A 26,136-nucleotide genomic window follows, 5' to 3' on the forward strand; every position below is an offset into this window, starting at 1 on the left:
GTTGATCAGGAGGACTGATGGGCGAGCTGACCGAAACGGGTGTCGTGGAGGCCGTCGGCAAGGAGCTGTTCATCGGCGGGAAGTGGGTCCCGTCGAGCACCGGCCGGACCTTCGCGGTCGAGGACCCCGCCACCGGCCAGGTGCTCTGCGAGGTGGCCGACGCCTCGCCGGAGGACGGCAAGGCCGCCCTCGACGCCGCGGTCGCCGCCCAGGCCGACTGGGCGAAGACGGCGCCGCGTGAGCGCAGCGAGATCCTGCGCCGCGCCTACGAACTGCTCAATGCGCGCGTCGACGAGCTGGCGCTGCTGATGACCCTGGAGATGGGCAAGCCGCTCGCCGAGGCGAAGGGCGAGGTCGCCTACGCCGCCGAGTTCTTCCGCTGGTTCTCCGAGGAGGCCGTGCGCATCGACGGCGGCTACCAGGTCGCACCCAACGGAGCGGGCCGGTTCCTCGTCACCAAGCAGCCGGTCGGTCCGTGCCTGCTGATCACGCCGTGGAACTTCCCGATGGCGATGGGTGGCCGCAAGATCGGCCCGGCCATCGCCGCCGGCTGCACCATGGTGATCAAGCCCGCCGAGCAGACCCCGCTGTCGATGCTCGCGCTGGCCGCGATCCTGACCGAGGCGGGGCTGCCCGCGGGTGTCCTCAACGTCGTCACCACCAGCGACCCCGGTGGCGTGGTGGAGCCGATGATCAAGGACGGCCGCGCGCGCAAGCTGTCGTTCACCGGTTCCACCGCGGTGGGCCGCAAGCTGCTCGAACAGTGCGCCGACAAGGTGCTGCGCACGTCGATGGAGCTGGGTGGCAACGCGCCGTTCCTGGTCTTCGACGACGCCGATCTGGACGCGGCCGTCGAGGGTGCGATGCAGGCCAAGATGCGCAACATCGGCGAGGCGTGCACCGCGGCCAACCGGTTCTACGTGCAGCGCGGGGTGGCCGGGGAGTTCGCGCGCAGGCTGACCGAGCGGATGTCCGCGCTGCCGCTGGGCCGCGGCACCGAGCCGGGCGTGGTGGTCGGCCCGCTGATCGACCGGGACGCGGTCGCCAAGGTGACCGAGCTGGTGACCGACGCCGCGCAGCGCGGCGCGAAGGTGCTCACCGGCGGAGCCACTGTGGACGGTCCCGGCAACTTCTACCAGGCCACGGTGCTGACCGACGTGCCACGGGACGCCCGCATGGCGAGCGAGGAGATCTTCGGGCCGGTCGCGCCGATCAGCGTGTTCGACGACGAGGACGAGGCGGTCGCGGCCGCGAACGACACCGAGTACGGCCTGGTCAGCTACGTCTACACCAACGACCTCAAGCGGGCGCTGCGCGTGTCCGAGGCGCTCGAGGCCGGCATGATCGGGCTCAACCAGGGCATCGTGTCCAACCCGGCAGCGCCGTTCGGCGGGGTCAAGCAGTCCGGGCTCGGCCGCGAGGGCGGCACCGTCGGCATCGACGAGTTCCTCGAGACCAAGTACATCGCGGTGAGCCTGTGAGCACCTACCGGATCGCGAGCATCCCCGGGGACGGCATCGGGGTCGACGTCACCGCCGAGGCGCGCCGGGTCCTGGACCGGGCGGGCGAGCTGCACGGGTTCCGTCTGGAGTGGACGGAGTTCGACTGGAGCTGCGAGCGCTATCTGGCCACCGGCAGCATGATGCCCGACGACGGGATCGAGCAGCTGCGGCCGTTCGACGGGATCCTGCTCGGCGCGGTCGGGTTCCCCGGCGTGCCCGACCACGTGTCCCTGTGGGGGCTGCTGATCCCCATCCGGCGCGCGTTCGCCCAGTACGTGAACCTGCGGCCGGTGCGGTTGCTGCCCGGCACGCGGTCGGTGCTCGCCGGCCGGGAGGCCGACGAGCTGGAGATGGTGATCGTCCGGGAGAACACCGAGGGCGAGTACTCGCAGATCGGCGGGCGGCACAACGCCGGCCAGCCGGGCGAGTTCGCGGTGCAGCAGTCGATCTTCACGCGGGCCGGGGTCGAGCGGATCATCCGGTTCGCGTTCGAGCTGGCGCGGACCCGCACCGGCCGGGTCACGTCGGCGACGAAGTCCAACGGGATCATCCACACGATGCCGTTCTGGGACGAGGTGTTCGCCGAGGTCGCCGCCGGGTACCCGGACGTCCACAGTGAACAGACGCACATCGACGCGCTGGCCGCGCGCATGGTGCAGCACCCGGACCGCCTGGACGTCGTGGTCGGCTCGAACCTGTTCGGCGACATCCTCAGCGATCTGGCCGCCGCCGTGACCGGCGGGCTGGGCATGGCGCCGTCCGGCAACGTCAACCCGCCGGGCGAGTTCCCGTCCATGTTCGAGGCGGTGCACGGCAGCGCGCCGGACATCGCCGGTCAGGGCATCGCCAACCCGGTGGCGCAGATCCTCGCGGGTGCGATGATGCTCGACCACCTGGGCGAGACGACCGCGGCCGCCGCGGTGCACGCCGCGGTCGAGCGGGTGCTGTCGGCCGGCGAGGTGGCGACCCCGGACCTCGGCGGGAAGTCCACGACCACCGAGCTGGGTGCCGCGGTCACCAACGCCGTCACCTGACCCTCCCGCCCCAGCCAACCCACCGCCCGGAGCGGCGAACACGCCGCCGGGAGCGGCCAACCCGCCGCCGCCGTCGTGTTCGCCGTTCGTGGCGCCGTGTTGGCCGTCGAAGGTGACGTCCAGGGTGACGGCGAGGGCGGTGAAAAGACCGGGCCGAGCTGCGGGAGCAGGCATATCTTCACCCGGAATGGGCACACCACTGGCACCGGTGGAGTCGAGGTGCGGGAGTGGTTCATGGAGTTGCTGGGTGTCCGGGTGCCCGGTCCGGCGTCGGTGGTCAAGGGGCTGGCCGGGGCGGTGCTGTCACCGCTGAGCAGGTCCCGCCGCCGGGTCTGGTCCTGCCCCGGGCGGCTGCACATCGAGGCGCACGGCGTCCACGGCCCGGGCGGTGAAGCGGTTGCGCAGCGGATCGAACAGGCCCTCCAGCAGCACCCGGGTGTCGCGTGGGCCCGGGTGAACGCGCCCTCCTCCCGGGTGATCGTCGGCGTGTCCGATCCCGCCCCGGACAGCGACGAGCTGATCCGGCTCGTCGAGGAGGCCGAGAGCGCCCCGGCCGATCTCGGCGAGCAGCTCGCCGAGGACGAGCTGCACCACCCGGCCGACGGCCCGCGCGGCACCCGTCTGCTGCCGACGCTGGCCGCGGACACCCTGGGGCTCGGTCTGTCGCTGATCACCCGGCTCGCGCCGTGGGCGCCGATCCCGACCGAGATCGCCGCGCTGCCCAACGTGGTCGACCTGCACCCGCGGCTGCGGCAGATCGCCGCCGCCCGGGCCGGCGGCCGGGAGAAGGCGGACAGCGCGACCTCGGCGTTCGGCGCGTTCGCGCAGGGGCTGGCCTCCGGTGGCGAGGGCACGGTCGTCGACATCCTCCAGCGCGCCGAGCAGTGGCGCGAGGCGCGCGCGCACGAACGGCAGTGGTGCCAGGCCGAAAACCGGCTGATCCACGGTCCGGAGGACGCGGCCGCCGGACCGGTCGTCGTCGAGCGCCCGCGGGAGCTGCCGGAGGGACCGGTCGAACAGTACGAGCAGCGCATTCTCAACCTGGGTGCCGCCGCGGCCGCGGTGTCGCTGCCGTTCGCGCGCCCCCGCCGGGCGATCGGGATCGGGCTGGCCACGCTGCCGAAGGCCGCCGAGGCCGGGCGCACCGCGTTCGGCGCGCGCCTGGGCCGGGTCCTGGCCACGCAGGGTGTGCTGGTCATGGACCGCTCGGTGCTGCGTCACCTGGACGCGATCGACACGCTGGTCCTCGACGAGGAGGCGTTCGACACCGGGCACATGATCCTCGGCGATCTCGTTCCGCTCGGCGATGCGGGCACCTCCGAAGTGGTCGAGCGCGCGTGGCAGCTGTTCGACGCGCACACCCCGGAGAAGGTCCACTCCGACGACGGCTGGCGGCTCGGGCCGCTGGACGAACTCGGCGTCGACGAGGGCGCGCACGAACGCGAGCAGCTGGAGAAGCGCGGTGCCGCCGCCGTCCTCGGGTTGGTGCACGAGCAACAGCTCACCGCGGTCATCGGGCTCGCCAGGCAGGTGCCGCCGGGCGTGGCCGCGGTGATCGCCGCCGCCCGCCGCTCCGGCATCGAGGTGATCAGCGCCAACGGCGGGCACGCCGCGTTCGAGGCCGACCGGCTGATGCCCGGCGGCGAGCGGCTCGTGCCGACGGTGCGCGAACTGCAAGGTGAGGGCCGCGTCGTGATGCTGGTGTCGGACGACCGGCGCGCGCTGGGTGCCGCCGACTGCGGCATCGGCACCCAGCGGCCGGGCGACCCGCCGCCGTGGGGTGCGCACCTGCTGATCGGCGCGGAGATCGGGGTGGCCGCGCTGGTCGTGGACGCGATCGCCGCCGCCAGGGAGGTCAACCGGGACAGCATCTGGTTGTCGCAGGGCGCTTCCGGTGTCGGTGCGGTCGCCGCGTTGCAGCCCGGCCGCCGCAGCCCGGCCAGCCGCGCGATGCGGGCGGTGAACCTGGGTGCCGCGGTGGCCCTGACCAACGCGCACCGCCGGGCGAAGCGGCTCGCGGAGCGGGATCTGAGCCTGGCCGGGGACGCCGCGCCCTGGCACCTGATGCCGGTGGACGTCGTCCTCGACCGGCTCGGCACCGACCCGGACGGGTTGAGCGAGGACGACGCCGGCAAGCGCGCCCGGGCGCGCGGCACCGGCAGCGGTGGCCGCACCAGCTTGATGCAGGCGTTCATCAACGAACTGTCCAACCCGCTCACGCCGGTCCTGATCGGCGGCGCGGCGCTGTCCGCGTCGGTCGGCTCGCCCGTGGACGCCGCGCTGGTCGCCGGGATCACCGGGGTGTCCGCGCTGGTCGGCAGCATCCAGCAGGTGCACACCGAGAAGCAGCTCGCCGAGCTGCTGAGCCGGTCGGCCATCACCACCACCGTCGTGCGTGGCGGCCGGGAAAGCGTGGTCAGCGCCGATGACCTCGTGCCGGGCGACATCATCCGGCTCACCTCGGGTGACGTGGTGCCGGCCGACTGCCGGCTGCTCGACGGCGACGGGGTCGAGGCCGACGAGTCGTCGCTGACCGGCGAGTCGCTCCCGGTGGCCAAGGACCCGGCGCCGGTGATCGCCGCGGATGTCGCCGAGCGCGCATCGATGCTCTACGAGGGCACGACGATCGCCGCCGGTGCGGCCACCGGGATCGTGGTCGCCACCGGAGTGGACACCGAGGCGGGCCGCAGCATGGCGATGGCCCGGGAGAACGCGCCGATCACCGGGGTCGAGACGCGCCTCGCGGAGCTGACGTCTAAGTCGATGCCGCTCGCGATCGGCTCGGCGGTCGCGGTCGCCGGTGCCGGACTGCTGCGCCGGGTACCGCTGCGGCAGAGCCTGTCCGCGGCGGTGAACCTGGCGGTCGCGTCGGTGCCGGAAGGATTGCCGTTCCTGGTCAGCGCCGCACAGCTGGCCGCGGCACGCCGGCTGGCCGAGCACAACGCCCTGGTCCGCAACCCGCGCAGCATCGAGGCGCTGGGCCGGGTGGACGTGCTGTGCTTCGACAAGACGGGCACGCTCACCGAGGGCACGCTGACCGTGCACGAGGTCGACGACGGCCGCAAGCGCCGCACCGTCGAGGAGCTCGATGCGGACACCCGGTCGGTGTTGCTGACCGCGTTGCGGGCGACACCGCACGCCGACGACGCGTCCGACCTGCCGCACGCGACGGACCGGGCGATCGTCGAAGGTGCGCAACGGGTTTCCCTGGACACCGGCGGGTGGGAGCTGGTCGACGCGGTGCCGTTCGAGCCGTCGCGCGGTTACCACGCCTCGCTGATGCGCCGCGGGGACGAGCTCGTGCTGAGCGTCAAGGGCGCGCCGGAGTCGGTGCTGCCGCGCTGCGCTCTCGACGAGGGGCAGCGCAAGAAGCTGACCGGCCGGATGAAGAAGCTCACCAAGACGGGACAGCGGGTGCTCGCCGTTGCCGAGTCCGCAGTGGACAGCACCGCTCTCGACGAGGACGCGGTGCGGGACCTGCGGTTCACCGGCTTCGTCGCGATCGCCGATCCGGTGCGGGGGAGCGCGGCGGCCGCCGCGGCGGACCTGCGGGCGGCCGGAGTGCAGATCGTGATGATCACCGGTGATCACCCGGACACCGGTGAGGCGATCGCGGGCAAGGTCAGCGAGGACGGCGCCGACCTGCACGTGGTGACCGGCGCCGAGCTGGACGCGATGGACGACGAGCAGCTGGCGTCCACTTTGGAGACCGTGGACGTGGTCGCCCGGTGCAGCCCGGCGCAGAAGGTGCGGATCATCAAGGCGTACCAGAAGCACGGGCACACGGTCGCGATGACCGGGGACGGCGCGAACGACGCGCCCGCGATCCGGCTCGCGGACGTCGGCATCGCGCTGGGCGGCCACGGTGCCCCGGCGGCGCGTGCCGCGGCCGACCTCGTGGTGACCGACGACCGGCTGGAGACGATCATCGCGGCGCTGGTCGAGGGACGGGCCATGTGGGCGTCGGTGCGGGAGGCGCTGGCGATCCTGCTCGGCGGGAACCTCGGTGAGATCGGGTTCAGCGTGCTGGGCGCGACGCTGACCGGCCGGTCACCGCTGGGTGCGCGGCAGTTCCTGCTGGTCAACCTGCTGACCGACCTGGCGCCGGCGCTGGCGATCGCGTTGCGGCGGCCCGAGGACGGCGCCGACCTGTTGCGGGAGGGTCCGGAGAGCTCGCTCGGCAGGCGCCTGCAGAAGGACATCGGCGTGCGCGCCGGGGTGACGACGCTGGGCGCCACGAGCGCGTGGATGCTGGCCCGCTTCACCGGCCGCAGCCGCCGGGCGAGCACGGTCGCGCTCGCCGGGCTGGTCGGTACCCAGCTGGGGCAGACCTTGCTGACGGGCGGGCTGAACCCCTCGGTGGTGGCGACGTCGCTGGGTTCGGTCGCCGTGCTCGCGGCGGTCATCCAGACGCCCGGGGTGAGCCAGTTCTTCGGCTGCACGCCGCTCGGGCCGGTGGGCTGGGGGATGGCGCTGGGCAGCGCCGGCGCGGCGACGGCGGTGGGTGCGCTGGTCGGCCGGCGGATCGCGGAGTGATCGGCCGCGTGCCTGAGCTGCCCTGAGCCGGTCCGATGTGGACCGCGTACCGGGCACGCCGACGTGTTCAGGCGTACAGGCTGGTTCCCGGGGCGAGCCGCTGCACCGCGTCCTCCATGTGTGCCTCCAGCAGGGACACCGCCTGTTCCTCGTCGGCGGCGCCGATCGCTTCCGCGATGCGCTTGTGCTCGGTCACCCGCTCCTCGTTGGTGGCGTACGTCCGGTGCAGCGCGGACAGGCACATCCGCGTCTCGATCAGCAGCGTGCGGGCCATCCGGCCGAGCCGCCTGCTGCCGGACGCCGCCACCAGCTCCTCGTGGAAGCGGACGTCGGCCGCGGACACCTCGTCCGCGTCGGCGGCGGAGGCCATGTCCTCGACCGCCTCCAGCAGCCGCGCGGCCACCGATTCCGCTTCGCCGATGCGCAGCACCCGGATCAGCGCGGCCCGTTCGATCGCGAACCGCGCCGAGTAGATGTCGTGCACGTCGTCGGGTTCCAGGTCGATCACGAACAGTCCGCGGTGCCGCTCGCTGCGCAGCAGGCCCTCCGACACCAGCCGCTGCATCGCCTCGCGCAGCGGCCCGCGGGACACCTGGAACCGGCCGGCCAGCTCGGTCTCACCCAGCTGCGTGCCGGGCGCGAACGTGCCGTTCATGATCGCCTCGCGGAGCTGCCGCGCGATGATCGCCGCGGTCGACTCCCGGCTCACCGGTTCGAGCTCGGTCAGGGCCATGGCTCACCTGCTTTCCGCGAACAGTCTGCCCAGCTGTTCGCACCGGGGCACCCGGCCGGTCAGCCGGAGCCCTTCCCAGATCGTCACCTGGTTCGCGGTGAGCACGGGCTTGCCCAGCCGCTCCTCGATCGCGGTCAGCACACCGAGCGTGCGCATCGCGGTGTCGGGCACCAGCACGGCGTCGGCGGCGGGATGGTCGTGTGCGACGGCCAGCTCGACCACCGCCTCCGGCGTCAGCCGGCCCACCTCGGCGGCGGTGTCGATGCCCTCGCTCGCCATCGCGACCACCTCGATCCCACCCGCGGCGAGGAACTCCACGAACAGCTTCGCCACGTCGTCCGGGTAGCTCGCGGCCACCGACACCCGCTTCAGGCCGAGTGCCCGCGCGGCCCGGACGAACGCGAACGAGGTGCTCGACGCGGGCTTGCCCGCGGCCGCCGCCAGCTTCTCCACCTGCTCGTGCGCACCTTGCCAGCGGTACACGAAGCTGCCGCTGGTGCAGGCCCAGACCACCGCGTCCGGCTCGTGCCCGGTTAGCAACCGGGCGCCTTCCGCGAGCCGCTGCTCGCTGCCCAGGTCGAGCAGCTCGGGCACGGCGTGCAGGTCGGTGCCGTAGATGTGCTCGACCGGCAGCGCGATCTTCTCGCCCAGCAGTCCCTCGGCGAAGGGGTAGTCGTCCTCCGCGGCGTGGTCCGGGTAGATGAAGCCGACGGTCGTCATGCACGAACCTCCAAGATTGTTGACAATCCTACGGTACGGTGTTCAGGACACTTCACGCAGCCACTGGCCCGGCCCGACGATCGGCAGTTCCATGCGCCGCAGGCACGCCCACATCGTCAGCTGGTTCGCGGTCAGCACCGGTTTGCCCAGCGCGGCCTCCAGCGGTTCGATCACGTCGTAGGTCGGCAGGTTCGTGCAGCTGACGAAGATGGCCTGCGCGTCGGGATGATCGGCGCCGAGGATCCGTTCGGCGATGGTCCGGTAGCTGACCTTCCAGATCCCGCCGCCGAGCCCGAGGTGGTCGCTGGAGACGGTGTCCACGTTCAGCTCGGCGAGGAAGTCGTGCAGGCTCCGGGTCAGGTCCGCGTCGTACGGGGTGATCACCGCGACCCGCTGGACGTCCAGCAGGTGCAGCACCTCGGCCAGCGCGCCCGAGGTCGTGACCGCGTCCGGCGCGCCGGCGTCGCAGATCGCCTTGCGCAGCGACCGTTCGTAGTCGACGCCGTTGACGAAGCTGCCCGAGGTGCACAGGTAGGCGACCACCTCCGGCTCGACGTGCAGGACGTCGCGGGTCGCGGCCGCCAGGTGCTGGTGGTTGCTGACCAGCTGGGCCATCTCCATGCTCACCGGCACCGGCTCGTAGGGGGTGCGGGCCAGGTGCAGCGACACCTCCACCGGGATCCATCGCCAGAGCTCGCGCTCGAGCGCCAGATCGAAGGGGGCGATGACTCCGATGCCTCGCTGTGCCAGTGGCCCGTCGAAGACAGGGAAGTCGAAATCCAAGGCTCAGCCTCCGAAGGAAGATCTCAAGGAAGCCTCCGGGGTGGCTCCTCGGATTGTTGACAATCATACGACCGGCTCCTACCGTGTCAACGGTGATCGGCAAGGAGAAACCGGTGCTGGCGGTGCTCTGCGGTGACGACCAGGCCGGGGACCTCACCGGATCACCGGCCATGCAGGGCATCGAAAAGACGGCCCTGGTGCGTTACACCGGTGCCGCCGGGCTCGCGGACGCGCTGCGGGACGCCGATGTCCTTTTTGTCTACGACTTCCTCTCCCGCGCGGTGCCGGACGCCTGGCACGCGGCGAACCGGTTGCGGTGGCTGCACATCGCCAGCGCCGGCGTCGATCCCGTGATGTTCCCCGGGATGCGGGACAGCGACGTGGTGCTCACCAATTCGCGGGGCGTGTTCGACGACTCCATCGCCGAGTACGTGCTGGGCGTGGTCCTGTCCTTCGCCAAGGACCTGCACGGCTCGCTCGACCTGCAGCGCGAGCGCCGCTGGCAGCACCGCGAGACCGAACGGATCGCCGGGCGGGACGTGCTGATCGTCGGCACCGGGCCGATCGGCCGCGCCATCGCGCGGATGCTCCGTGCGGCCGGGATGCGGGTCGCGGGCGCCGGCCGCCGGGCGCGGACGGGCGACCCCGACTTCGGCACCGTGCACGCCTCCGCCGCGCTGGCCGAGCACCTGCCCGCCTACGACTACGTGGTGGCCGTGGCGCCGCTGACCGAACAGACCAAGGGCCTCTTCGACGCCGCCGCCTTCGCCGCCATGAAGCCGTCCGCGCGGTTCGTCAACGTCGGCCGCGGCGAGCTGGTCGTCACCGGCGACCTCATCGAGGCGCTGCGGTCCGGCGCGATCGCCGGTGCCGCGCTGGACGTGTTCGACACCGAACCGCTGCCGGCGGAGAGTCCGCTGTGGACAATGCCGGGCGTGTTGATCTCCCCGCACATGTCGGGTGACTTCCTCGGCTGGCGCGATACCCTGATCGAGCTGTTCGCCGACAACTTCCACCGCTGGCGGACCGGCACTCCGCTTCGTAATGTCGTGGACAAGCAGCTGGGGTATGTGCCGTCGGAGTAGGTGAGGAGCCACCATGAGCACCCTGTTGACGGCGAGTGAGCTGGTCGCCGCGTACTCGACCGGCGAGATCAGCCCGGTCGAGGCGACCGAGGCCGCGCTGCGCTCGATCGAGGAGCGGGACGGGGAGTGCAACGCGTTCTGCCTGGTGGACCCGGAGGTCGCGCGCGAGGCCGCGAAGGCGTCGGAGACCCGGTGGCGCGAGGGCAACCCGATCGGCTCGCTGGACGGGGTGCCGGCCTCGATCAAGGACATGTTCCTGACCCAGGGCTGGCCGACCCTGCGGGGTTCGGCGTGCATCGACCGCGACCAGCCGTGGGAGGAGGACAGCCCGGTCACCGCGCGGCTGCGGGAGAACGGGCTGGTGCTGCTCGGCAAGACGACCACACCCGAGCTGGGGTGGAAGGGCGTCACGGACAACCCGCTGACCGGCGTCACCCGCAACCCGTGGGACCCGGCGAAGACACCGGGCGGGTCGAGCGGTGGCAGCGCGGCGGCGGTGGCGGCCGGGATGGGCGAGCTGTCGGTGGGCACCGACGGTGGCGGGTCCGTGCGGATCCCGGCGTCGTTCTGCGGCATCGTCGGGCTGAAACCGACCTACGGCCGCATCCCGATGTGGCCGGCCAGCCCGTTCGGCGCGCTGTCGCACGCGGGGTCGATGGCGCGGTCGGTGTCCGATGTGGCGTTGTTGCTGGACGTGCTGGCGTTGCCGGACCACCGCGACCCGACGGCGCTGGAGCCGCCGGTCGGCGCGTACCGGGAAGCAGTGCGGCGGGACGTGCGGGGGTTGTACGCGGCGTTCTCCCCGACGCTGGGATGGGCACGCGTGGACCCCGAGGTGCGGCGCATCGTCACGTCGGCGGTGGCGGCGCTCGACGAGGCCGGGTTGCGGGTCGAGGAGACGGACCCGGGGTTCGGCGATCCGCGCGAGGCGTTCGACGTGCTGTGGTCGACCGGCGCGGCCCAGTGGCTGGACACCTTCCCCGCCGGGTCGGACGCGAAGATCGACCCCGGCCTGCGGCGGTTGTGGGAGCAGGGCAAGACGTACTCGGCGTCGGACTACCTGGCGGCCAGCGCGGAGCGCGCGTCGCTGGGCATCCGAATGGGCGAGTTCCACACCCGCTTCGACGTGCTCATCACCCCGACGGTGGCCGTCCAGCCGTTCGACGCGGGCTTCGACGTCCCGCCGGGCAGCGGGATGAGCGGCTGGCCGGAGTGGACGCCCTTCACCTACCCGTTCAACATGACCCAGCAGCCGGCGATCAGTGTGCCCGCGGGGTTCACCGACGGCGGGTTGCCGGTGGGATTGCAGATCGTCGGCCCGCGGCATTCCGATGATCTGGTGCTGGCGGTCGCCCGGCTCGTCGAGGAGCTCCTCCCGTGGCCGACCGACCGGCCGGCAGGCCGCTGACCGGCCGGTCCACGAGGGCTGTGGCACCAGCCACCCCACCCTGCGTTCCGGCCCCCGCTGTGTTGTTCTGGGGGCATGCGCAGAACGACTTTGGGCAAGAGCGGACTGGACGTCTCCCGGATCTCGTTCGGGACCTGGCAGCTCGGCGGTGACTGGGGCTCCTTCGACGAGGACGCCGCCATCCAGGCCATCCGGCACGCGCGTGAGCTGGGTGTCAACTTCTTCGACACCGCCCAGGCGTACGGCTTCGGCAAGTCCGAGGCCATCCTCGGCCGTGCCCTGCGTGATGAGCTGAGGCGCGACCGCGACAGCCTGGTGATCGCCACCAAGGGCGGGATCAACCCGGGCAGCGACCGGCCCCGCGACGCGCGCCGTGACTGGCTGCGCAAGGGCGTCGAGGAGAGCCTGCGTCACCTGGACCTCGACCACATCGACCTGTACCAGGTGCACTGGCCCGACCCGGACACCCCGGCGGAGGAAACCGCGGCAGCGCTGCAGGAACTCGTCGACGAGGGCAAGATCCGGCACGTCGGTGTCTCCAACTACGACACCGAGCAGCTCGCCGCGTTCGACCGGACCCGTCCGGTGGAGACCCTGCAGCCGCCGTACCACCTGTTCCGCCGCGCGATCGAGCAGGACCCGCTGCCGTACTGCCGCGAGCACGACATCGGCGTCCTCGTCTACAGCCCGCTCGGCAGCGGCTTGCTCACCGGCGCGCTCACCCCGCACACCACGTTCGAGGACGGTGACTGGCGGGCGCACTCCAGCGCCTTCCAGGGTACGAACCTGCAGAAGAACCTCGAGGTCGTCGAGCAGCTGAAGAACCTCGCGGCCGAGAAGGGCGCCACCGTGAGCCAGCTCGCCATCGCCTGGACGCTGCACCAGCCGGGCGTCCACGTGGCGATCGTCGGCGCGCGCCGGGCGAAGAACATCGAGGACAGCGTTGCCGCCGCGGACCTCGATCTCACGCCCGAGGACCTGACCCGCATCGAGGAGATCACCTCGTACGGCATCCAGGTCGAGGGTGCCAGCCCGGAGGGCGTCGCCTGAGCACGGCGCCGACCGGACGGCGGGCGGTGGGGCCGTCCGGTCAGCGCGCCGCGAACTCCAGCTCCTCCAGCGCGGTGTCCAGATGGGTCAGGATCCGCTGCAGGTGCGGCACCGACCGGCGGCATCCGGTGATCCCGAAATCCAGGTTGTCCCCGTTGCTGGTCAGCGTGATGTTGAGCGCCTGGCCGTCGAGCAGCACCGACGCCGGGTAGATGCCGTCGAGCTTCGCGCCGTTCCAGTACATTTGCTTGCGCGGCCCGGGCACGTTCGAGATCACCAGGTTGAACGGCGGGCGCGTGTTGTTCACGACGCCGGGCACCGGGGAGATGCCCAGCTGGGCCACGTTGATCCCGGACAGCAGCAGCGCCTGCAGCGGCGTCAGCTCCTTGAAGATCCGCTTCGCCTCCCGCATCGACCGGTGGATGGTCATCAGCCGGTCCGCGGGATCGGACCGGTCCGTGCCGAGGTTGCACAGCACCGCGCCGATCTGGTTGCCCGAGGCTTCCCCGGGGTCGGCCGGTTTCCGCATCGACACCGGCACCATCGCGATCAGCGGCGCGTCCGGCAGCGCGCGCTGCTCGATCAGGTAGTCGCGCAGCGCGGCGGAGCACATCGCGAGCACGACGTCGTTGCGTGAGGTGCCGGTGGCGGTCGCGATCGCGCGCACCCGCTTGAGCGGCCAGGACTGCGCGGCGAACCGGCGGGCACCACCGATCGGCACGTTGAAGATCGTCTTCGGTGCCTGCATCGGCAGCAGCAGCGTGTGTTCCCGGAACGCCTCCCGCGCCACCTTCACCGCCGCCGGCGCCATTCCCGCGACCTGCTTCAGCGAACTGGTGCCCAGCCGCAGCAGTGACCGTGCGTTACGCGGCGGCTTGCCCTGCGGCAGCTGACGCGAGCCCCACGGCGGCGGGCAGCTGCGGTCGTCCGGGTCGTCCGACAGCGTCCCCTGCAGGTGCCGCAGCGCCGAAACACCGTCCATCAACGCGTGGTGCACCTTGCTGTACATCGCGAACCGGCCGTCTTCCAGGCCCTCCACCAGGTGGATCTCCCACAGCGGGCGGTGCCGGTCGAGCAGGGTGCTGTGCCAGCGCGAGGTCGCTTCCAGCAGTTCCCGCACCCGGCCCGGATAGGGCAGCGCCGAATGCCGGAAGTGGTAATCGAGATCGAGTTCCTCGTCGCGCGCCCAGGCGGTGTAACCCAGGGTGTTCACCGGCCGGGCGGGACGCTGCCGGAACGACGGCCGCACGTCGTTGTTCTTCACCAGGTCGTCACGCAGGCTGCGCAGGTACGTGTGATCGGCGCCCTCGGGGGTCTGGAACAGTTGCAGCCCGCCCACGTGCATCGGGTGCTCACGGCTTTCCACCAGCAGGAACATCGAGTCGGTGAAGGGCATCAACGGCATCGGTGACCACCTCTCCGTCCGGGCGGCGATGTGCCCAGGGTCATTGAGTCTACGCGCACTGCTACCGTCCCGGGCACAATCTACGCTGAGGGAATGACCATTCCGACGGACCCGGAAACCGGCGAGTTCAGGCGGTCGCCGAACCGCTTCACGGCACGGATCACCGCCGGCGGCGCGGACGGCTGGCCGGTCGAAGCGGGCCGGTACCGGCTGGTCGTCAGCCGCGCCTGTCCCTGGGCCAGCCGGGCGCTCGTCGTGCGGCGCCTGATGGGGCTGGAGGAAGCGCTCTCCGTCGCGATCGCCGATCCGATCCAGGACGATCGCAGCTGGCGGTTCACGCTCGACCCGGGTGGCCGCGATCCGGTGCTGGGCATCGGGTTCCTGGGCGAGGCGTACCGCGCGGCCGACCCGGAGTACGACGGCGGGATCAGCGTGCCGGCGATCGTCGACATCCCGAGCGGGAAGCTGGTCACCAACGACTATCCGCAGATCACGCTGGACCTGGACACCGAGTGGGGCCGTTACTACCGCGACGGCGCGCCGGATCTGTACCCGGAGAAGCGGCGCGACGAGATCGACGCGATCAACCGCGTGGTGCACCGGGACGTCAACGCCGCGGTGTACGAGGCGGGTTTCGCCACGAAGCAGTCCGCCTACGACGACGCCTACCGCCGGCTGTTCGCCCGGCTCGACGAACTGTCCGACCGGTTGTCGGGGCAGCGCTACCTGGTCGGGGACACGATCACCGAGGCCGACATCCGGCTGTTCACGACGCTGGTCCGGTTCGACCCGGTCTACCACGGGCACTTCAAGTGCAACCGGAACAAGCTGACCGAGATGCCGGTGTTGTGGGCATACGCGCGCGATCTCTTCCAGACGCCCGGTTTCGGCGACACCGTGGACTTCGACCACATCAAGCGGCACTACTACCAGGTGCACGAGCAGGTCAATCCCACGCGGATCGTGCCGAATGGTCCGGACCTCTCGGGCTGGGCGCAGCCACACGGACGTGCGGACCTCGGTGGCCGCCCGTTCGGCGACGGCACGCCACCGGGGCCGCCGCCGCCGGAGGAGGTCGTGCCACCGCAGTGGTGATGCGGTGCCCTACTCTGACGGCGTGACGAAGACCGGCGCCCAGCACCTCGCGGACGCGCTGCTCGAACTCGGGGCCGAGGTCGCGTTCGGTCTTCCGGGCGTGCACAACCTGCCGATCTGGGAGGCGCTGGCGGACAGCCCGCTGCGGCTGGTCGGCGTCCGGCACGAGCAGACCGCCGGATACGCGGCGGACGGGTTCGCGCGCGCGACCGGCAAGCTCGGGGTCGCGATCGTGACGACGGGCCCGGGCGCGGCGAACACGATCGCCGCGGTCGGCGAGGCGATGGCGTCCGGGTCGCCGGTGCTCGTCATCGCGACCGACATCCCGGCCGGGCTGCGACGGCCCGGTGTGGTGCGTGGCGTGCTGCACGAGACCGGTGACCAGGCCGCCTTGTTCGCGCCGGTGACGAAGGCGGGGTTCACCGTGGGTGCGCCGGAGGACCTGGCGCCGACGGTCCTGCGGGCCGCCCGGCTGGCGCTGGAGCCGCAGAGCGGGCCGGTGTACGTCGGGATACCGACGGATTTCCTGCGGCACAACGGTTCCCGCGGGCCGGACCCGGAGCCGACCGAAACGTTCCCGGCCCTGTCCGTCGGGGACCTGGACGCGGCCCGGCACATGCTGGCGATGGCCTCGAAACCGTTGATCTGGGCCGGCGGTGGCGCGGTGCGCGCCGAGGCCGGGCCGGTGATCGGGCAGCTGGCGGAGACGCTCGCCGCACCGGTGATCACGACGTTCGCCGCGCGTGGCCTGCTGCCGCCCGCGCACCCGTGCGCCGCACCCAACCCGGTGCACGCACCGGAGGTCGGTGCGCTCTGGGACGAGGCCGACGTGGTGCTGGGTATCGGCACCGACTTCGACGGGCTGATGACGCAGAACTGGGCGATGCCCCAGCCGCCGAAGCTGATCGTGATCAACGTGGATCCGAAGGACGCGGCCAAGAACTACCCGCCGGACATCACGCTCGTCGGCGACGCGCGGGACGTGGTGCCCCAGTTGCTGCGGGGGCTGCCGGCGCGGCCCGGGCTGGGCGAACTCACCGAACGGCTGCAGCGGATCTCCGATCAGGTTCGCCGCCGGGTCCGCCGCGAGGAGCCGCAGGCCGCGGATTTCCTGCGCACGCTGGAGGAAACCCTGCCCGAGCGGGCGATGCTGGTGGCCGACATGTGCATCGCCGGCTACTGGGCCGGCGGGTTCCACCGGGTGGCGGCACCGCACCGCTTCGCGTACCCCATGGGCTGGGGCACGCTCGGGTTCGGCTTCCCGGCCGCCCTGGGCGCGGCGGCCGCGGGGACGGGCCGGGTGATCTGCATCAGCGGCGACGGCGGTTTCCTGTACGGCTGCGGCGATCTGGCCACGCTGGCGCAGGAGTCCTTGCCGGTCACGGTCATCGTCGTGGACGACGGCGGTTACGGCATGTTGCGGTTCGACCAGGACCGGGAGGGCCTGCCGCACCGCGGGGTCGATCTGCACACGCCCGATTTCGTCGGTTTGGCGCGATCGTTCGGCGTCGACGCCGGCCGGGTGGACGGGTTCGGCCGCGCGTTCCGGCGGCTGCTGGGCGAGTTCGTGCGGAGCACCGAGCCGAACGTCCTCGTGGTGCGCGCGTCGCTGAAGCCTCCGGTGAACACCTCCCCTCGCTGGTACCGGACGTCGAAGCCCGGCCGGTAGGCCACGCCCGCCGGGTCGCGCTGCCACCCGGCGCCACCTTCGTGCCCGGCGGCAGCCGCGGATCGCGCGAGTCCTCGCCGACGCTGACGCATGCGATGCCCAGCGCCCGCGGGAACCGGACATCCGCGGAACCTCCCCGTCTGTCATCGGCTCCGCCCCCTTCGGTAGTGCCCGGAAGGCCAGCCGGGAGGACCGACGATTCCGGCGGTGCCGGGGAGTCCTCGGCCGGACGGCCCGTGGAGACGGACGAGTGAGCGGCCCAGGCGTGGGTAGCCCGGGGGACGAACGAGCCACAACAGGAAGGAGCACGACGATGTCGGCCCCGAATCCGATTCAGATGCAGAAGTTCCTGTCGGGTGTGGACTACCCGTGCACACGGGACGAGCTCGTGCAGCACGCGCAGAGCCAGGGCGCGCCGGATGACGTGCTGGGCCACCTGCGCCAGCTGCCGGACCGCGAGTACGACGGCCCCAACGCGGTGAGCGCCGAGTTCTCCCGCACCTGACCCGGAAAACCGCCACGGCGTCGCGCGCGACCGCGCGGCGCCGCTGGCGCTGCCAGGAGGACGTGCATCACCCGGTCGGGCGGGGGTGACGGCGGCCGGTCGCGGGAGGCCGCGTTCTTGTCGGTGGCAGGCCGTAGGGTCTGCGGACGTGATGGATTACCTGAGCATCCCGACCGCGGCCGGCACGTTCGACGCGATCGCGGCCGGTCCCACCGACGGCAGGCCCGTGTTGCTGCTGCACGGGTTTCCCGAAGCGGCGGTGTCGTGGGAGCACCAGGTCGCGGTGCTGGGCGACCGGGGTTTCCGCGCGGTGGCGCCCGACCAGCGCGGGTACTCGCCGGGCGTGCGCCCGGAGCAGGCGACCGAGTACGGCATGGACGAGCTGGTGGGCGACGTCCTCGCCATCGCCGGCTCGCTGGGGTGGTCCCGGTTCGACCTGGTCGGGCACGACTGGGGCGGGGCGGTCGCGTGGTGGACGGCGTCGGAGCACCCCGGGCGGCTACGCACCCTGACGGTGGTGTCGACACCGCACCCGGGCGCGCTGGGGCACGCCCTGCGTGTGGACGAGGACCAGCAGTTGCGGTCGCAGTACATGCGGGACTGGCGCTCGAGCTCGACGGAGCGGCAGATGCTCGCGAACAACGCCGAGGCGCTGCGGCGGATGTTCGAGTGGAAGGTGCCGGCGAGCCGGGTCGACGAGTACATCCGGCGGCTGTCCGAGCCGGGAGCCCTGACCGCGGCGCTGAACTGGTACCGCGCGAACCGGCCGCGGGCCGCGATCGAGAAGGTCGCGGTGCCGACCCTGTACGTGTGGAGCACGGAGGACGTCGCGTTCGGCTCGACCGCCGCGCTGGAAACCGGGAACTGGGTCACCGGTGCCTACTCGTTCCAGATGCTGGAGGACGTGACGCACTGGGTTCCCGAGGAGGTGCCCGAGGTCCTGACCGCACTACTGCTGGAACACCTGACCGCGTTCGCCGCGGACCGCGCTTGACCTCCAGCTAGGTCGAAGTTCTACGGTCGGGGCGTGATCAAGGAATACTCGGCGGAAGAACTGGCGGCCCAGCCCATCGGGGCGTGGAGCAGCGAAGCCTCCCGGCGCGTGGTCGGCGCGCTCCGCGCCGCGCTGGCGGTCGAGGACCTCACCCAGCCGCATTGGTGGACGCTCAACCACGTCGCCGGGAAGCCGGGGGAGTGGACTCGCCAGGCACTGGTCGAGCGCCTGGCGAGGTACGACGACCTGGGTATCGACTTCGACGAGGTCTTCGACGACCTCCTCGCCCGCGGCTGGATGACCGAGCGGGACGGGCGGCTGACGCTCACCGAGGCAGGTGAAGCCGGCCGGGCCCGAGCGCGCGAGCGCAACGCGCGGGTTCACGAACGGATGCACGAGGGCGTCGACACCGCCGACTTCGTGACCACCATCAACGTGCTGCGGCGCATGGTGGCGAACCTCGGGGGCGACGGCAACCTGCCGGACTAGTGCGTGTTTCGGCGGTGGCTTGCGTGGCGGCGCGGGTACCGCAACCCGGCGCGATGCCGGTGCACGGTCCACGGCGAGCAGCTCCGCCGCTGAGGAAGCAGAACTCGAGGAACCAGAACTCGAGGAAGGAGAACCTAGGCGGCCTCTTCCACGCCGATCAGCGCGTCCCAGTGCCGCTGTGCGACCGGGCGCCATTCCACGTGCCTGCGGTGGAACAGTCCCGCGGCCTTCGCGCCGCTCCAGTTCTCGGGCAGCAGCCGGCCCGGCAGCCGGGGGTCGAGGAACGGGAAGCGGCGCCACTCGTGCACCAGCCGCGTCTGCGCGTGCAGCACCGCCTCACCGGACGCGGGTGTCAGCCCGGCGAACTCGTCGACGAAGTCCTCGTACCGCTCCTCCAGGGCGCTCAGGTCCCACGCGCGGGCGACCATGGCGTCCTCCTCGCCGACGCTGCCGTAGGCGGCGACGAACGACATCGCCTCGGCGTCCAGTCCCAGGTCACGCACGATGGACTTCGCTTCGTCCTGCCTGTTCGGATGCGGGCTGATCCACACGCCGGGCGTCGGTGAGCCGAAGCCCGCCCAGGTCAGCCGGGTGCGCAGGCTGTGCCGCAGGTCCCGCTTCGTCTCCGGCACCGACACCAGCAGCATCAGCCAGGTGCCGTCCCACGGGGTGTGCTCGCGGCCGAAGCCGTAGATGCGCTCCGCGCCTTCGGTCAGCAACCGCCGGCCGGGCGCGGTCAGTGACCACTGGACCCGGCGGCCGTGCCGTTGCGACACCAGCCAGCCTTCCGCGGCGGTGCGGGCCAGTGCCTGGCGGGCCGACTTCTCCTCGATGCCGAACATCGCGAGCACGTCGACCAGGGTCGAGGTCCACACCGGGCGGTCCCGCGGCAGCACGAACTCCCCGAGCACGGTCATCAGAACCGATCGCGCGCTCGTGTGGCTGACCTCGCGCCGCCTGCTCACGGTGGGGCGGGTCGTGGTGTCCGCGATCGCGCTCACCTCCCCGCGAAGCCGACCTCGACGTCTTTGGCGCTGCCCAGGCTAGCCCAGCCCGATCCGGTTCCCGGAGCGTGGTCGTTCCGCGTCGGACGGGTGACCGGCTTTTCTCCGGAGCCTGGGAGCTCTCACCGAGGGGGCAGCAGGGCCGTGGTGATGGCGACCTGGACCGGTTCCAGTGTCACCTTGCCGTCTTCGACGTCCCACAGCGCGTTCTGCAGTACCCGGCCGAGGGTCCAGCCGGCCGCCCGGTCGCGGTCCAGCCCGAGGACCTCGGTCAGCAGGTCGAAGCGCCGGAGCACCGCGCGGGTGACGTCACCGGTGGCCCTCACCTCGTCCCACCGGTTGTCCAGCGCGGGCAGCAGCTCGAATCCCGGGTCGCCGGCCAGCGGTTCCGGATCGATCGCCAGCCAGGGTTCGCGTGTTCCGGCGAGCACGTTGTCGTAGTGCAGATCCCAGTGCAGCAGGCGGTCGCCGGGTTCCCCGATGAGTTCGGCGACGGCGGACGCGCAGCGGCGCACCAGCCGCTGTTCGGCGGGATCGCGCAGGGCCGGTACCGCTTTCGGGACCTGGTCGAGCATGGCGGCGGCGATGTCGGACAGCCGTCGCAGACCGGCCGGGGCGGGCACCGCGGTCAGCCGCGCCAGCAGATCGGCCAGGATCTGGATGGCCTCGCTGTCGTCGGCGACGGAGGACAGGGGCCGGGTCGTGTCCAGCCGCTCCAGCAGCTGAGTGGCGGTACCGTCGTCGTGGTCGAGCAGGCGGACGGTCCCGTCGCCGTTCCACGCCCGCAAGCCGGCCGCGATCCCGGCCGTCTCCTCCCGCGGCTGCTGAAGCTTCAGCACAGCGGGAGTTCCGTCGGACCGGAGCACGGGCAGGACCAGCGACGCCATGCCGTAGGCGGGCCGGCCGTCGAGCCGCAGGCTCCAGCGATCCAGGAACTCGCCGGCCAGACGGGGCAGCCCGGCGAGCCATGCCCGCGCCGCGGGGCCGTGCGCGCCGTAGGACGCGGCGAATCCGTCCGGTACGTCGATGGGGGCAGGTGTGGTCACGGAAATTCTCCTTCGTCAGCTCGAAATCCGGGCGCGGTGAACGAAGGAGATCGCGGAGGGGCCCGGGCACCGGGCAGACGTCAAACCACGCCGCCAGCCTACCTGGGAACGATCACGACCGGCGCCGTGGCGCCTGTCGTGGCGACCGGGCTGCAGCGGCCGGCGAGCTCAGGCGATCTCGTCGGCCAGCAGGTCGCCGAGGTTCGCGCCCGGGCGCAACTCGGCCGGTTCCGCGCCGCGGCGGAACAGCCGCGCGCCCACCTCCTCGCCGCCGAGGGTGAGCGCCCGGTCCTCGCGGCGCAGCCAGGTGCCTTCCCGCAGGCCCAGCACCGGCACGTCGTTCTCCTCGAGGAACTGTTCGATCCGCTCCTCGCGTGTTTCGCCCATGTGGGTGGCGGACGGCGGCGCGTCGAGGTAGTGCGGGTTGATCTGGAACGGCACGAACCCCGCCGCCTCGAACGCGGGCGGCTGCACGATCGGCATGTCGTTCGTGGTGCGGATGGTGGGGCAGGCGACGTTCGTGCCCGCACTCGATCCGATGTAGACGGTCCCGTGCGCCACCCGGTCGCGGATCGGGGCGAGCAGCTCGCGGCGGTAGAGCTGGCGCAGCAGCCGGAACGTGTTGCCGCCGCCGGTGAACACCGCCTGAGCGGAGTTGAGCAACCGGATCGGGTCGTCCTGGTGGGCGCCGGTGACCTCGACGCCGAACGGGGCGAGCGCCTTGGCGACGGTGGCCGTGTAGCCGTCGTGGTCGGCCAGGGCGAACGGGACGAACACCAGCCGGCGCACGTCCGCCAGCACCTCGGCCAGCGCGTCCGTCGCGTGCTCCAGGTAGCCGCGTCCGGGCGCGGTCGAATTGGACAGCAGCAGCAGACGCATCGACGTTCCCTTCCCGGCGTTCGCTCCCCGAATGCCTACCACGCGTGGTGCGCGGAGTTGCGGCGGACGTGAGCCGGGCCACTACCCTGGTGGCATGGCAGGTGATGTGCTTCCGGACCCGGCCACTGCGTTCGGACAGCGGGTGCGTGCCCGGCTCGAGCACGAGCGGGTCGTGTGGCTGACCACGGCCGGTGCCGACGGCACACCCCAGCCGAACCCGGTGTGGTTCGTGTGGGCCGGCGACGGGTTCCTGGTGTACAACGCCGTGCACGCGAAGCGCTTGTCGCACATCCGGGACCGGCCGCAGGTGTCGCTCAACTTCGACAGCGACGGTCAAGGTGGGGACATCGTGGTGTTCCGCGGCCTCGCCCGGCCGGTCGACCCGCACCCGGGGCCGCACGAGAACCCGTCGTACGTGGCGAAGTACGGGGATGCGATGACCCGGATCAGCGGCAGCCTGGAAGCGTTCGGGGAGGCGTACCCGCACGCCGTGCACATCACCGTCCGGGGAGTACGCGGCTTCTAGCGCGCGGCGGTGCCCGGGCTCTGCCGGTCGTCCAGCAGGTCGGCGGGGTGCACGCCGAGCGCCTCGGCCATGCGGAACAGCGTGTCGAGCGTGATGTTGCGGGTGGGGCGCGGGCCGCCGGCCGCCAGTCGCGACCGTTCCAGCTCGGCGACGACCGAGCGGGACACCCCCGCCCGGTCGGCGAGGTCGGCCTGGCTCAGGTCGCGCTCCCGCCGGAACCGCCGCACACGTGTCGCCAGCGCGCGCAGCCGGGCGTCCAGGGCCTCCTCCATCGTCACAGCGGCACAGCCTACCAACGGTCGTATTCTGCCTACTTTTTGTCCTTTACATGCTACCGTACAGGGGTGAACAGAGAACTCGCCGCGCACGGTCCCGCCTACCTCTACGAACTCGTCGCCGACGACCTGGCCCGCCGCATCGAGAGCGGTGAACTCGCGGTCAACCAGCCGCTGCCGGCCGAACAGGTGCTCGCCCGGCAGTACGGCATCGCGCTCGGCACCTGCCGCCACGCCACGCGGATCCTCCGCGAGCGCGGTCTCGTGCGCACGATCCCGTCGAAGGGCACGTTCGTCGTCGGGCGACCGCGGCGCACGCCCGTCTACTGCTTCGACCAGCTGCTCGGCGTGGCGTGACTACACGACCTGGTCGCGCACCTTCCGCAGCAGCCGCAGGTCCACGCGGGCCGGCTCGGCCGCCAGCCAGTCGCCGATCACCTGCACGAACTGGTCCGGCGTCATGGGCGGCGCGGGCACGTCGAAGTCCTCGTCGGTGGTGATCGCGCCGGTGCGGCTCGGGTAGACGATCAGCGCCCCGCGGATCTCCGCGCCCGGCAGCAGCGCCCGGAAGGCATCGAGTGCTTCCGGTAGTTGTGTCGCGCCGCCGCGGAACCGGCGGTTGTCCCGCCACAGCTCGCCGTACTCGTCGGCCGCGTAGTGCCCGGGCAGCCACGTCTTCGACTCGATCAGCACCAGACGCCGCCCGGCCAGCACCGCGTGGTCGATGTCGGCGAAGACCGAACCCGGCCAGGCGAGCCCGTGGAAGATCCGCGCGCCCGGCAGTCGCGTCAGGTACCGCTCCAGCAGCTCCGCCGTGAGCCGCTCGCCCCACTGGTCCGGCTCACTGCCCGGGCTGCCGAAGACGACCTCACCGGCGAACTCCTCGTCCACCGCGCGCTCGGCCCGCGCCATCTCCAGGTGCTGCCGCACCAGCCAGATCGCCACCGCCGACGCGAGCACCAGCCACACCGCGACCGCGAGCGCCCCTGCCATGATCGGCAACACGACCAGCAGCAGCCACGCCAGCAGCAAGGCCGCCGGTGCGTGACCGGGTGCGGCCCGGTCTCCCGCCCGCGCCTTCTCACGCGCCGCGTCCCACCACTCCAGCGCGTCCGGGTCGAGCACGGGCAATTCGGCCGTGAAGCTCGGGTCCTCACCCAGCCGGCGGCCCGGCCGGCGCGCCCGGACCGGGCCGGCGGTCGCGGCCGCGCGATCCAGCGCCCGGTCGTAGGAGGCGCGCTGCAGCGGGTCGACCAGCACCTCGTACGCCTGCCGCAGCGCCTGGAAGTCGTCCGGTGAACCGCCCGCGTCCGGGTGCACGGTCCGCGCCTTCTGACGGTAGGCGGACTTGATCTCCGCCATCGAGGCATGCCGGTCCACCCCGAGCAGGTCGTAGTAGCCCTCGCCGCGCACGCGGTCACTTTATGTGGTCCCCGGTTCCCGCACGCATCTGGCTGGAGTCACGCGGTGACCGCTTCCCGGGCGCTCGACCTCGGGGGTGGTGGTGCCCCCCGTGCCGGGCCGCCGGAGGGTCAGGTCAGCGAACCGGGGTCCGCGGGCACGTCCACGGCGTGCTGCCGCAAGGCTTCCAGCGGGACGACGTCCAGTGCCCGCTCGTGGGTCGACGCGAGCACCACCGGCGCCGCCACCCCGGCTTCGTACGCCTGCCGCCACCGCACGGCGACGACACACCAGCGGTCCCCGGGTTGCAGCCCCGGGAAACCGTATTCCGGACGCGGCGTGGACAGGTCGTTGCCGACGGTGCGCTGGTACTCCAGGAACTCCTTGGTCACCACGGCGCACACGGTGTGGCTGCCGAGGTCGTCGTCACCGGTGGTGCAGCAGCCGTCCCGGTAGTACCCGGTCATCGGATCGGTGCCGCAGGGCTCGAGTTCGCCGCCCAGAACATTGCGATCGGTCGTCATGGCAGTCCGTGCTGTCGTTTCCCATCGGCCTCGGCCAGAGCGTACTCGACCGGGCCGGGTTTCGGCGGCCGGAACTCTTCTTCCGGGAGCTGGTGGGCACAATGCGGGTGTGCGGCGAGGACGCGGCTACCCTCGCAGGGTGCGAGTCGACGTGCGTGCCGAAGTCGTGATCGCGCGGGCGCGGGAGGCGGTGGCGGCCTACGTCGCCGATCCCGCGAACGCGGCGGAGTGGTGCGCGAACGTCCTCGACGTGGAATGGCAAACGCGGCCGCCGCTGCGGGAGGGTTCCCGGCTCGGCTTTCTCACGCGATTTCTGGGGCGCACGGCGCGGTACACCTACGAAGTGGCCGAACTCGTGCCCGGGGAGCGGCTCGTCCTGCGTGCCGCCCGGCCGTTCCGGCAGGAAATCGCTTGTACCTGCGCATCGCTGTCCCCGTGCCGCACCTGCCTGACGCTCCGCCACCGCGCCGACCCGAAATTCGGCGGCCGGTTGCTCGCCTTCACCATCCGGCACGGGAACCGGCGGGACCTGCAGCGGCTGCGGAACGTCCTGGAAACGAGCCGCCACTGATCCGCCGCCGTGACGCAGCTCGCAGCCGGTTGACCTTCACGCCGGTATGAAGCCCTAGCGTCGGTGCCATGAACGATTTCGTGGCCCAGCGGAACGGACGGGCGGCGACGGCCGAAGACCTCGCGCCGCTGGCCTTCGCCGGTTACGCGCACTTCACCGCCATGCAGGTCCGGGACGGCCGGGTGCGCGGCCTGGACCTGCACCTGGCCCGCCTCCGCACGGCGTCGGCGGAGTTGTTCGGCCGCACGCCCTCCGACGAACTGGTGCGGACGGCGCTACGGTCGGCGATCAAGGCGGGACCGGACGCCCTTTCCCTCACCGCGACGGTGTACGAGCCGTCGGGGGAGTTCACCGGCTCCGGCGGTGAACCGGAGGTGCTGGTGCGCACCGGCCCGGCCGCGTCACCTCCGGCCGGTCCGCTGTCGCTGGCGGCGGTCGAGCACGAGCGAGTTCTGCCGGCGGTGAAACACGTCGGTGAGGTGGCGAAGACCTACCACCTCCGCCAGGCACGCAAGCGCGGGTTCGACGACGCCGCCTTCGTGGATCGCCGCGGCAGGCTGAGCGAGGCGACGATCTGGAACCTGGCCTTCTGGGACGGCAGCACCGTCGTGTGGCCGGTGGCCGAGATGCTCGGCGGGGTCACGATGGGCATCGTCCGACGGCAGCTGGACCGGCTCGGTGTGCCGCAACGGGCGCAGGAGATCACGACGGCGGACCTGCCCGCGCTGCGCGGCGCGGTGGTGATGAACTCGTGGACGCCCGCGGTGCCGGTGCGCCGGATCGGCGGTGCGGAGCTGCCGACGCCGCCGTCCTTCGCCGAGACGCTGCACCGCGCCTACGAGGCGGAGCCGCTCGTGGCGCCCTGACCCACCCGGCCGGCGTGCGACGTCGTCGCCGCACGC

25 protein-coding genes are annotated in these 26,136 nt (G+C 72.0%); 15 read left to right on the forward strand and 10 right to left on the reverse strand.

Annotated features, from left to right (window positions below; translation table 11 throughout):
* The first annotated feature begins 17 nt into the window (after positions 1–17).
* From FHX45_RS21505 to FHX45_RS21515, 3 genes are all read left to right on the forward strand, one after another.
* Entirely contained in the window at positions 18–1,481 is a 1,464-nt protein-coding gene (locus tag FHX45_RS21505) for an NAD-dependent succinate-semialdehyde dehydrogenase (protein WP_167104944.1), read from the forward strand.
* The gene (locus FHX45_RS21510) at positions 1,478–2,536 is read left to right on the forward strand and encodes a tartrate dehydrogenase (RefSeq protein WP_167104947.1); all 1,059 of its coding nucleotides are present in this window, start codon (positions 1,478–1,480) and stop codon (positions 2,534–2,536) included. The genes FHX45_RS21505 and FHX45_RS21510 overlap by 4 nt, the downstream gene beginning before the upstream one ends.
* 234 nt (positions 2,537–2,770) lie before the next feature.
* Entirely contained in the window at positions 2,771–7,072 is a 4,302-nt protein-coding gene (locus FHX45_RS21515) for an HAD-IC family P-type ATPase (RefSeq protein ID WP_167104950.1), read from the forward strand.
* A 67-nt stretch (positions 7,073–7,139) separates the two neighbouring features.
* Here the strand turns inward: FHX45_RS21515 and FHX45_RS21520 are convergent, their stop codons facing one another.
* The 3 genes from FHX45_RS21520 to FHX45_RS21530 are packed head-to-tail and all read right to left on the reverse strand — an operon-like array spanning position 7,140 to position 9,308.
* Positions 7,140–7,805, reverse strand: coding sequence for a GntR family transcriptional regulator (locus FHX45_RS21520; protein ID WP_167104953.1), 666 nt, complete (start codon positions 7,803–7,805; stop codon positions 7,140–7,142).
* 3 nt (positions 7,806–7,808) lie between these two features.
* Entirely contained in the window at positions 7,809–8,525 is a 717-nt protein-coding gene (locus FHX45_RS21525) for a maleate cis-trans isomerase family protein (protein WP_167104956.1), read from the reverse strand.
* A gap of 42 nt (positions 8,526–8,567) precedes the next feature.
* A complete protein-coding gene (locus tag FHX45_RS21530) occupies positions 8,568–9,308 on the reverse strand; it encodes a maleate cis-trans isomerase family protein (RefSeq protein ID WP_167104959.1) in 741 nt (246 codons plus the stop codon).
* 92 nt (positions 9,309–9,400) lie between these two features.
* Between FHX45_RS21530 and FHX45_RS21535 the strand changes: the two genes are divergently transcribed.
* From FHX45_RS21535 to FHX45_RS21545, 3 genes are all read left to right on the forward strand, one after another.
* Positions 9,401–10,393 (forward strand): NAD(P)-dependent oxidoreductase, encoded by a 993-nt coding sequence (locus tag FHX45_RS21535; protein ID WP_167104962.1) that lies wholly within the window; start codon positions 9,401–9,403, stop codon positions 10,391–10,393.
* A gap of 13 nt (positions 10,394–10,406) precedes the next feature.
* Positions 10,407–11,801, forward strand: a complete 1,395-nt coding sequence (locus tag FHX45_RS21540; protein WP_167104965.1) for an amidase — start codon at positions 10,407–10,409, stop codon at positions 11,799–11,801.
* A gap of 75 nt (positions 11,802–11,876) precedes the next feature.
* Positions 11,877–12,851, forward strand: a complete 975-nt coding sequence (locus tag FHX45_RS21545) for an aldo/keto reductase (protein WP_167104968.1) — start codon at positions 11,877–11,879, stop codon at positions 12,849–12,851.
* Positions 12,852–12,891: 40 nt separating this feature from the next.
* Here FHX45_RS21545 and FHX45_RS21550 read toward each other — a convergent pair whose 3' ends face one another.
* Positions 12,892–14,256 carry a WS/DGAT/MGAT family O-acyltransferase gene (locus tag FHX45_RS21550; protein WP_167104970.1) on the reverse strand — a complete coding sequence of 455 codons (1,365 nt, stop codon included), beginning with the start codon at positions 14,254–14,256 and terminating at the stop codon, positions 12,892–12,894.
* 93 nt (positions 14,257–14,349) lie between these two features.
* Here FHX45_RS21550 and FHX45_RS21555 point away from each other — a divergent pair, with 93 nt between their 5' ends.
* From FHX45_RS21555 to FHX45_RS21575, 5 genes are all read left to right on the forward strand, one after another.
* The gene (locus FHX45_RS21555; protein ID WP_167104973.1) at positions 14,350–15,351 is read left to right on the forward strand and encodes a glutathione S-transferase family protein; all 1,002 of its coding nucleotides are present in this window, start codon (positions 14,350–14,352) and stop codon (positions 15,349–15,351) included.
* Positions 15,352–15,373: 22 nt separating this feature from the next.
* Positions 15,374–17,020, forward strand: coding sequence for a thiamine pyrophosphate-binding protein (locus FHX45_RS21560; RefSeq protein WP_167104976.1), 1,647 nt, complete (start codon positions 15,374–15,376; stop codon positions 17,018–17,020).
* A 313-nt stretch (positions 17,021–17,333) separates the two neighbouring features.
* Positions 17,334–17,525 carry a DUF2795 domain-containing protein gene (locus tag FHX45_RS21565; protein ID WP_167104979.1) on the forward strand — a complete coding sequence of 64 codons (192 nt, stop codon included), beginning with the start codon at positions 17,334–17,336 and terminating at the stop codon, positions 17,523–17,525.
* A 148-nt stretch (positions 17,526–17,673) separates the two neighbouring features.
* Entirely contained in the window at positions 17,674–18,519 is an 846-nt protein-coding gene (locus tag FHX45_RS21570) for an alpha/beta fold hydrolase (RefSeq protein ID WP_167104982.1), read from the forward strand.
* A gap of 33 nt (positions 18,520–18,552) precedes the next feature.
* Complete coding sequence (locus FHX45_RS21575) at positions 18,553–19,008, forward strand: MarR family transcriptional regulator (RefSeq protein ID WP_167104985.1); 456 nt, start codon at positions 18,553–18,555, stop codon at positions 19,006–19,008.
* A 134-nt stretch (positions 19,009–19,142) separates the two neighbouring features.
* Here the strand turns inward: FHX45_RS21575 and FHX45_RS21580 are convergent, their stop codons facing one another.
* The 3 genes from FHX45_RS21580 to pepE all read right to left on the reverse strand — a co-directional run bounded on the left by FHX45_RS21580 (position 19,143) and on the right by pepE (position 21,937).
* Complete coding sequence (locus tag FHX45_RS21580) at positions 19,143–19,973, reverse strand: PaaX family transcriptional regulator (protein WP_341771657.1); 831 nt, start codon at positions 19,971–19,973, stop codon at positions 19,143–19,145.
* A gap of 161 nt (positions 19,974–20,134) precedes the next feature.
* On the reverse strand, positions 20,135–21,058 hold the full coding sequence (locus FHX45_RS21585) for an aminoglycoside phosphotransferase family protein (protein ID WP_167104991.1): 924 nt from the start codon (positions 21,056–21,058) through the stop codon (positions 20,135–20,137).
* Between the two features lie 168 nt (positions 21,059–21,226).
* A complete protein-coding gene (gene pepE / locus FHX45_RS21590; protein ID WP_167104994.1) occupies positions 21,227–21,937 on the reverse strand; it encodes a dipeptidase PepE in 711 nt (236 codons plus the stop codon).
* Positions 21,938–22,031: 94 nt separating this feature from the next.
* Between pepE and FHX45_RS21595 the strand changes: the two genes are divergently transcribed.
* Positions 22,032–22,463, forward strand: a complete 432-nt coding sequence (locus FHX45_RS21595) for a TIGR03667 family PPOX class F420-dependent oxidoreductase (RefSeq protein WP_167104997.1) — start codon at positions 22,032–22,034, stop codon at positions 22,461–22,463.
* Here the strand turns inward: FHX45_RS21595 and FHX45_RS21600 are convergent.
* A complete protein-coding gene (locus FHX45_RS21600) occupies positions 22,460–22,735 on the reverse strand; it encodes a helix-turn-helix transcriptional regulator (RefSeq protein WP_167109289.1) in 276 nt (91 codons plus the stop codon). The genes FHX45_RS21595 and FHX45_RS21600 overlap by 4 nt on opposite strands.
* A 72-nt stretch (positions 22,736–22,807) precedes the next feature.
* On the opposite strand from FHX45_RS21600, the gene FHX45_RS21605 reads away from it, so the two are divergent.
* On the forward strand, positions 22,808–23,095 hold the full coding sequence (locus FHX45_RS21605; RefSeq protein WP_167105000.1) for a GntR family transcriptional regulator: 288 nt from the start codon (positions 22,808–22,810) through the stop codon (positions 23,093–23,095).
* Here the strand turns inward: FHX45_RS21605 and FHX45_RS21610 are convergent, their stop codons facing one another.
* Both FHX45_RS21610 and FHX45_RS21615 read right to left on the reverse strand, forming a co-directional pair.
* Positions 23,096–24,151: a DnaJ domain-containing protein gene (locus FHX45_RS21610; protein WP_167105003.1), complete on the reverse strand. Its 1,056-nt coding sequence runs from the start codon at positions 24,149–24,151 to the stop codon at positions 23,096–23,098.
* 119 nt (positions 24,152–24,270) lie between these two features.
* Complete coding sequence (locus FHX45_RS21615) at positions 24,271–24,663, reverse strand: DUF2237 family protein (protein ID WP_167105006.1); 393 nt, start codon at positions 24,661–24,663, stop codon at positions 24,271–24,273.
* 139 nt (positions 24,664–24,802) lie between these two features.
* On the opposite strand from FHX45_RS21615, the gene FHX45_RS21620 reads away from it, so the two are divergent.
* Both FHX45_RS21620 and FHX45_RS21625 read left to right on the forward strand, forming a co-directional pair.
* Complete coding sequence (locus FHX45_RS21620) at positions 24,803–25,234, forward strand: SRPBCC family protein (RefSeq protein ID WP_167105009.1); 432 nt, start codon at positions 24,803–24,805, stop codon at positions 25,232–25,234.
* Between the two features lie 68 nt (positions 25,235–25,302).
* The gene (locus FHX45_RS21625; protein WP_167105012.1) at positions 25,303–26,100 is read left to right on the forward strand and encodes an aminotransferase class IV family protein; all 798 of its coding nucleotides are present in this window, start codon (positions 25,303–25,305) and stop codon (positions 26,098–26,100) included.
* Positions 26,101–26,136: the final 36 nt, after the last annotated feature.

It is taken from the genome of Amycolatopsis granulosa (assembly GCF_011758745.1).
GTDB classification, from domain to species: Bacteria; Actinomycetota; Actinomycetes; order Mycobacteriales; family Pseudonocardiaceae; genus Amycolatopsis_E; species Amycolatopsis_E granulosa.

Coding starts and splice junctions, on each gene's coding strand:
- pepE (WP_167104994.1), bottom strand. CDS start 21,937: ATGCGTCTGCTGCTGCTGTCCAATTCGACCGCGCCCGGACGCGGCTAC.
- FHX45_RS21525 (WP_167104956.1), bottom strand. CDS start 8,525: ATGACGACCGTCGGCTTCATCTACCCGGACCACGCCGCGGAGGACGAC.
- FHX45_RS21565 (WP_167104979.1), top strand. CDS start 17,334: ATGTCGGCCCCGAATCCGATTCAGATGCAGAAGTTCCTGTCGGGTGTG.
- FHX45_RS21505 (WP_167104944.1), top strand. CDS start 18: ATGGGCGAGCTGACCGAAACGGGTGTCGTGGAGGCCGTCGGCAAGGAG.
- FHX45_RS21515 (WP_167104950.1), top strand. CDS start 2,771: ATGGAGTTGCTGGGTGTCCGGGTGCCCGGTCCGGCGTCGGTGGTCAAG.
- FHX45_RS21600 (WP_167109289.1), bottom strand. CDS start 22,735: ATGGAGGAGGCCCTGGACGCCCGGCTGCGCGCGCTGGCGACACGTGTG.
- FHX45_RS21595 (WP_167104997.1), top strand. CDS start 22,032: ATGGCAGGTGATGTGCTTCCGGACCCGGCCACTGCGTTCGGACAGCGG.
- FHX45_RS21550 (WP_167104970.1), bottom strand. CDS start 14,256: ATGCCGTTGATGCCCTTCACCGACTCGATGTTCCTGCTGGTGGAAAGC.
- FHX45_RS21540 (WP_167104965.1), top strand. CDS start 10,407: ATGAGCACCCTGTTGACGGCGAGTGAGCTGGTCGCCGCGTACTCGACC.
- FHX45_RS21615 (WP_167105006.1), bottom strand. CDS start 24,663: ATGACGACCGATCGCAATGTTCTGGGCGGCGAACTCGAGCCCTGCGGC.
- FHX45_RS21555 (WP_167104973.1), top strand. CDS start 14,350: ATGACCATTCCGACGGACCCGGAAACCGGCGAGTTCAGGCGGTCGCCG.
- FHX45_RS21545 (WP_167104968.1), top strand. CDS start 11,877: ATGCGCAGAACGACTTTGGGCAAGAGCGGACTGGACGTCTCCCGGATC.
- FHX45_RS21625 (WP_167105012.1), top strand. CDS start 25,303: ATGAACGATTTCGTGGCCCAGCGGAACGGACGGGCGGCGACGGCCGAA.
- FHX45_RS21520 (WP_167104953.1), bottom strand. CDS start 7,805: ATGGCCCTGACCGAGCTCGAACCGGTGAGCCGGGAGTCGACCGCGGCG.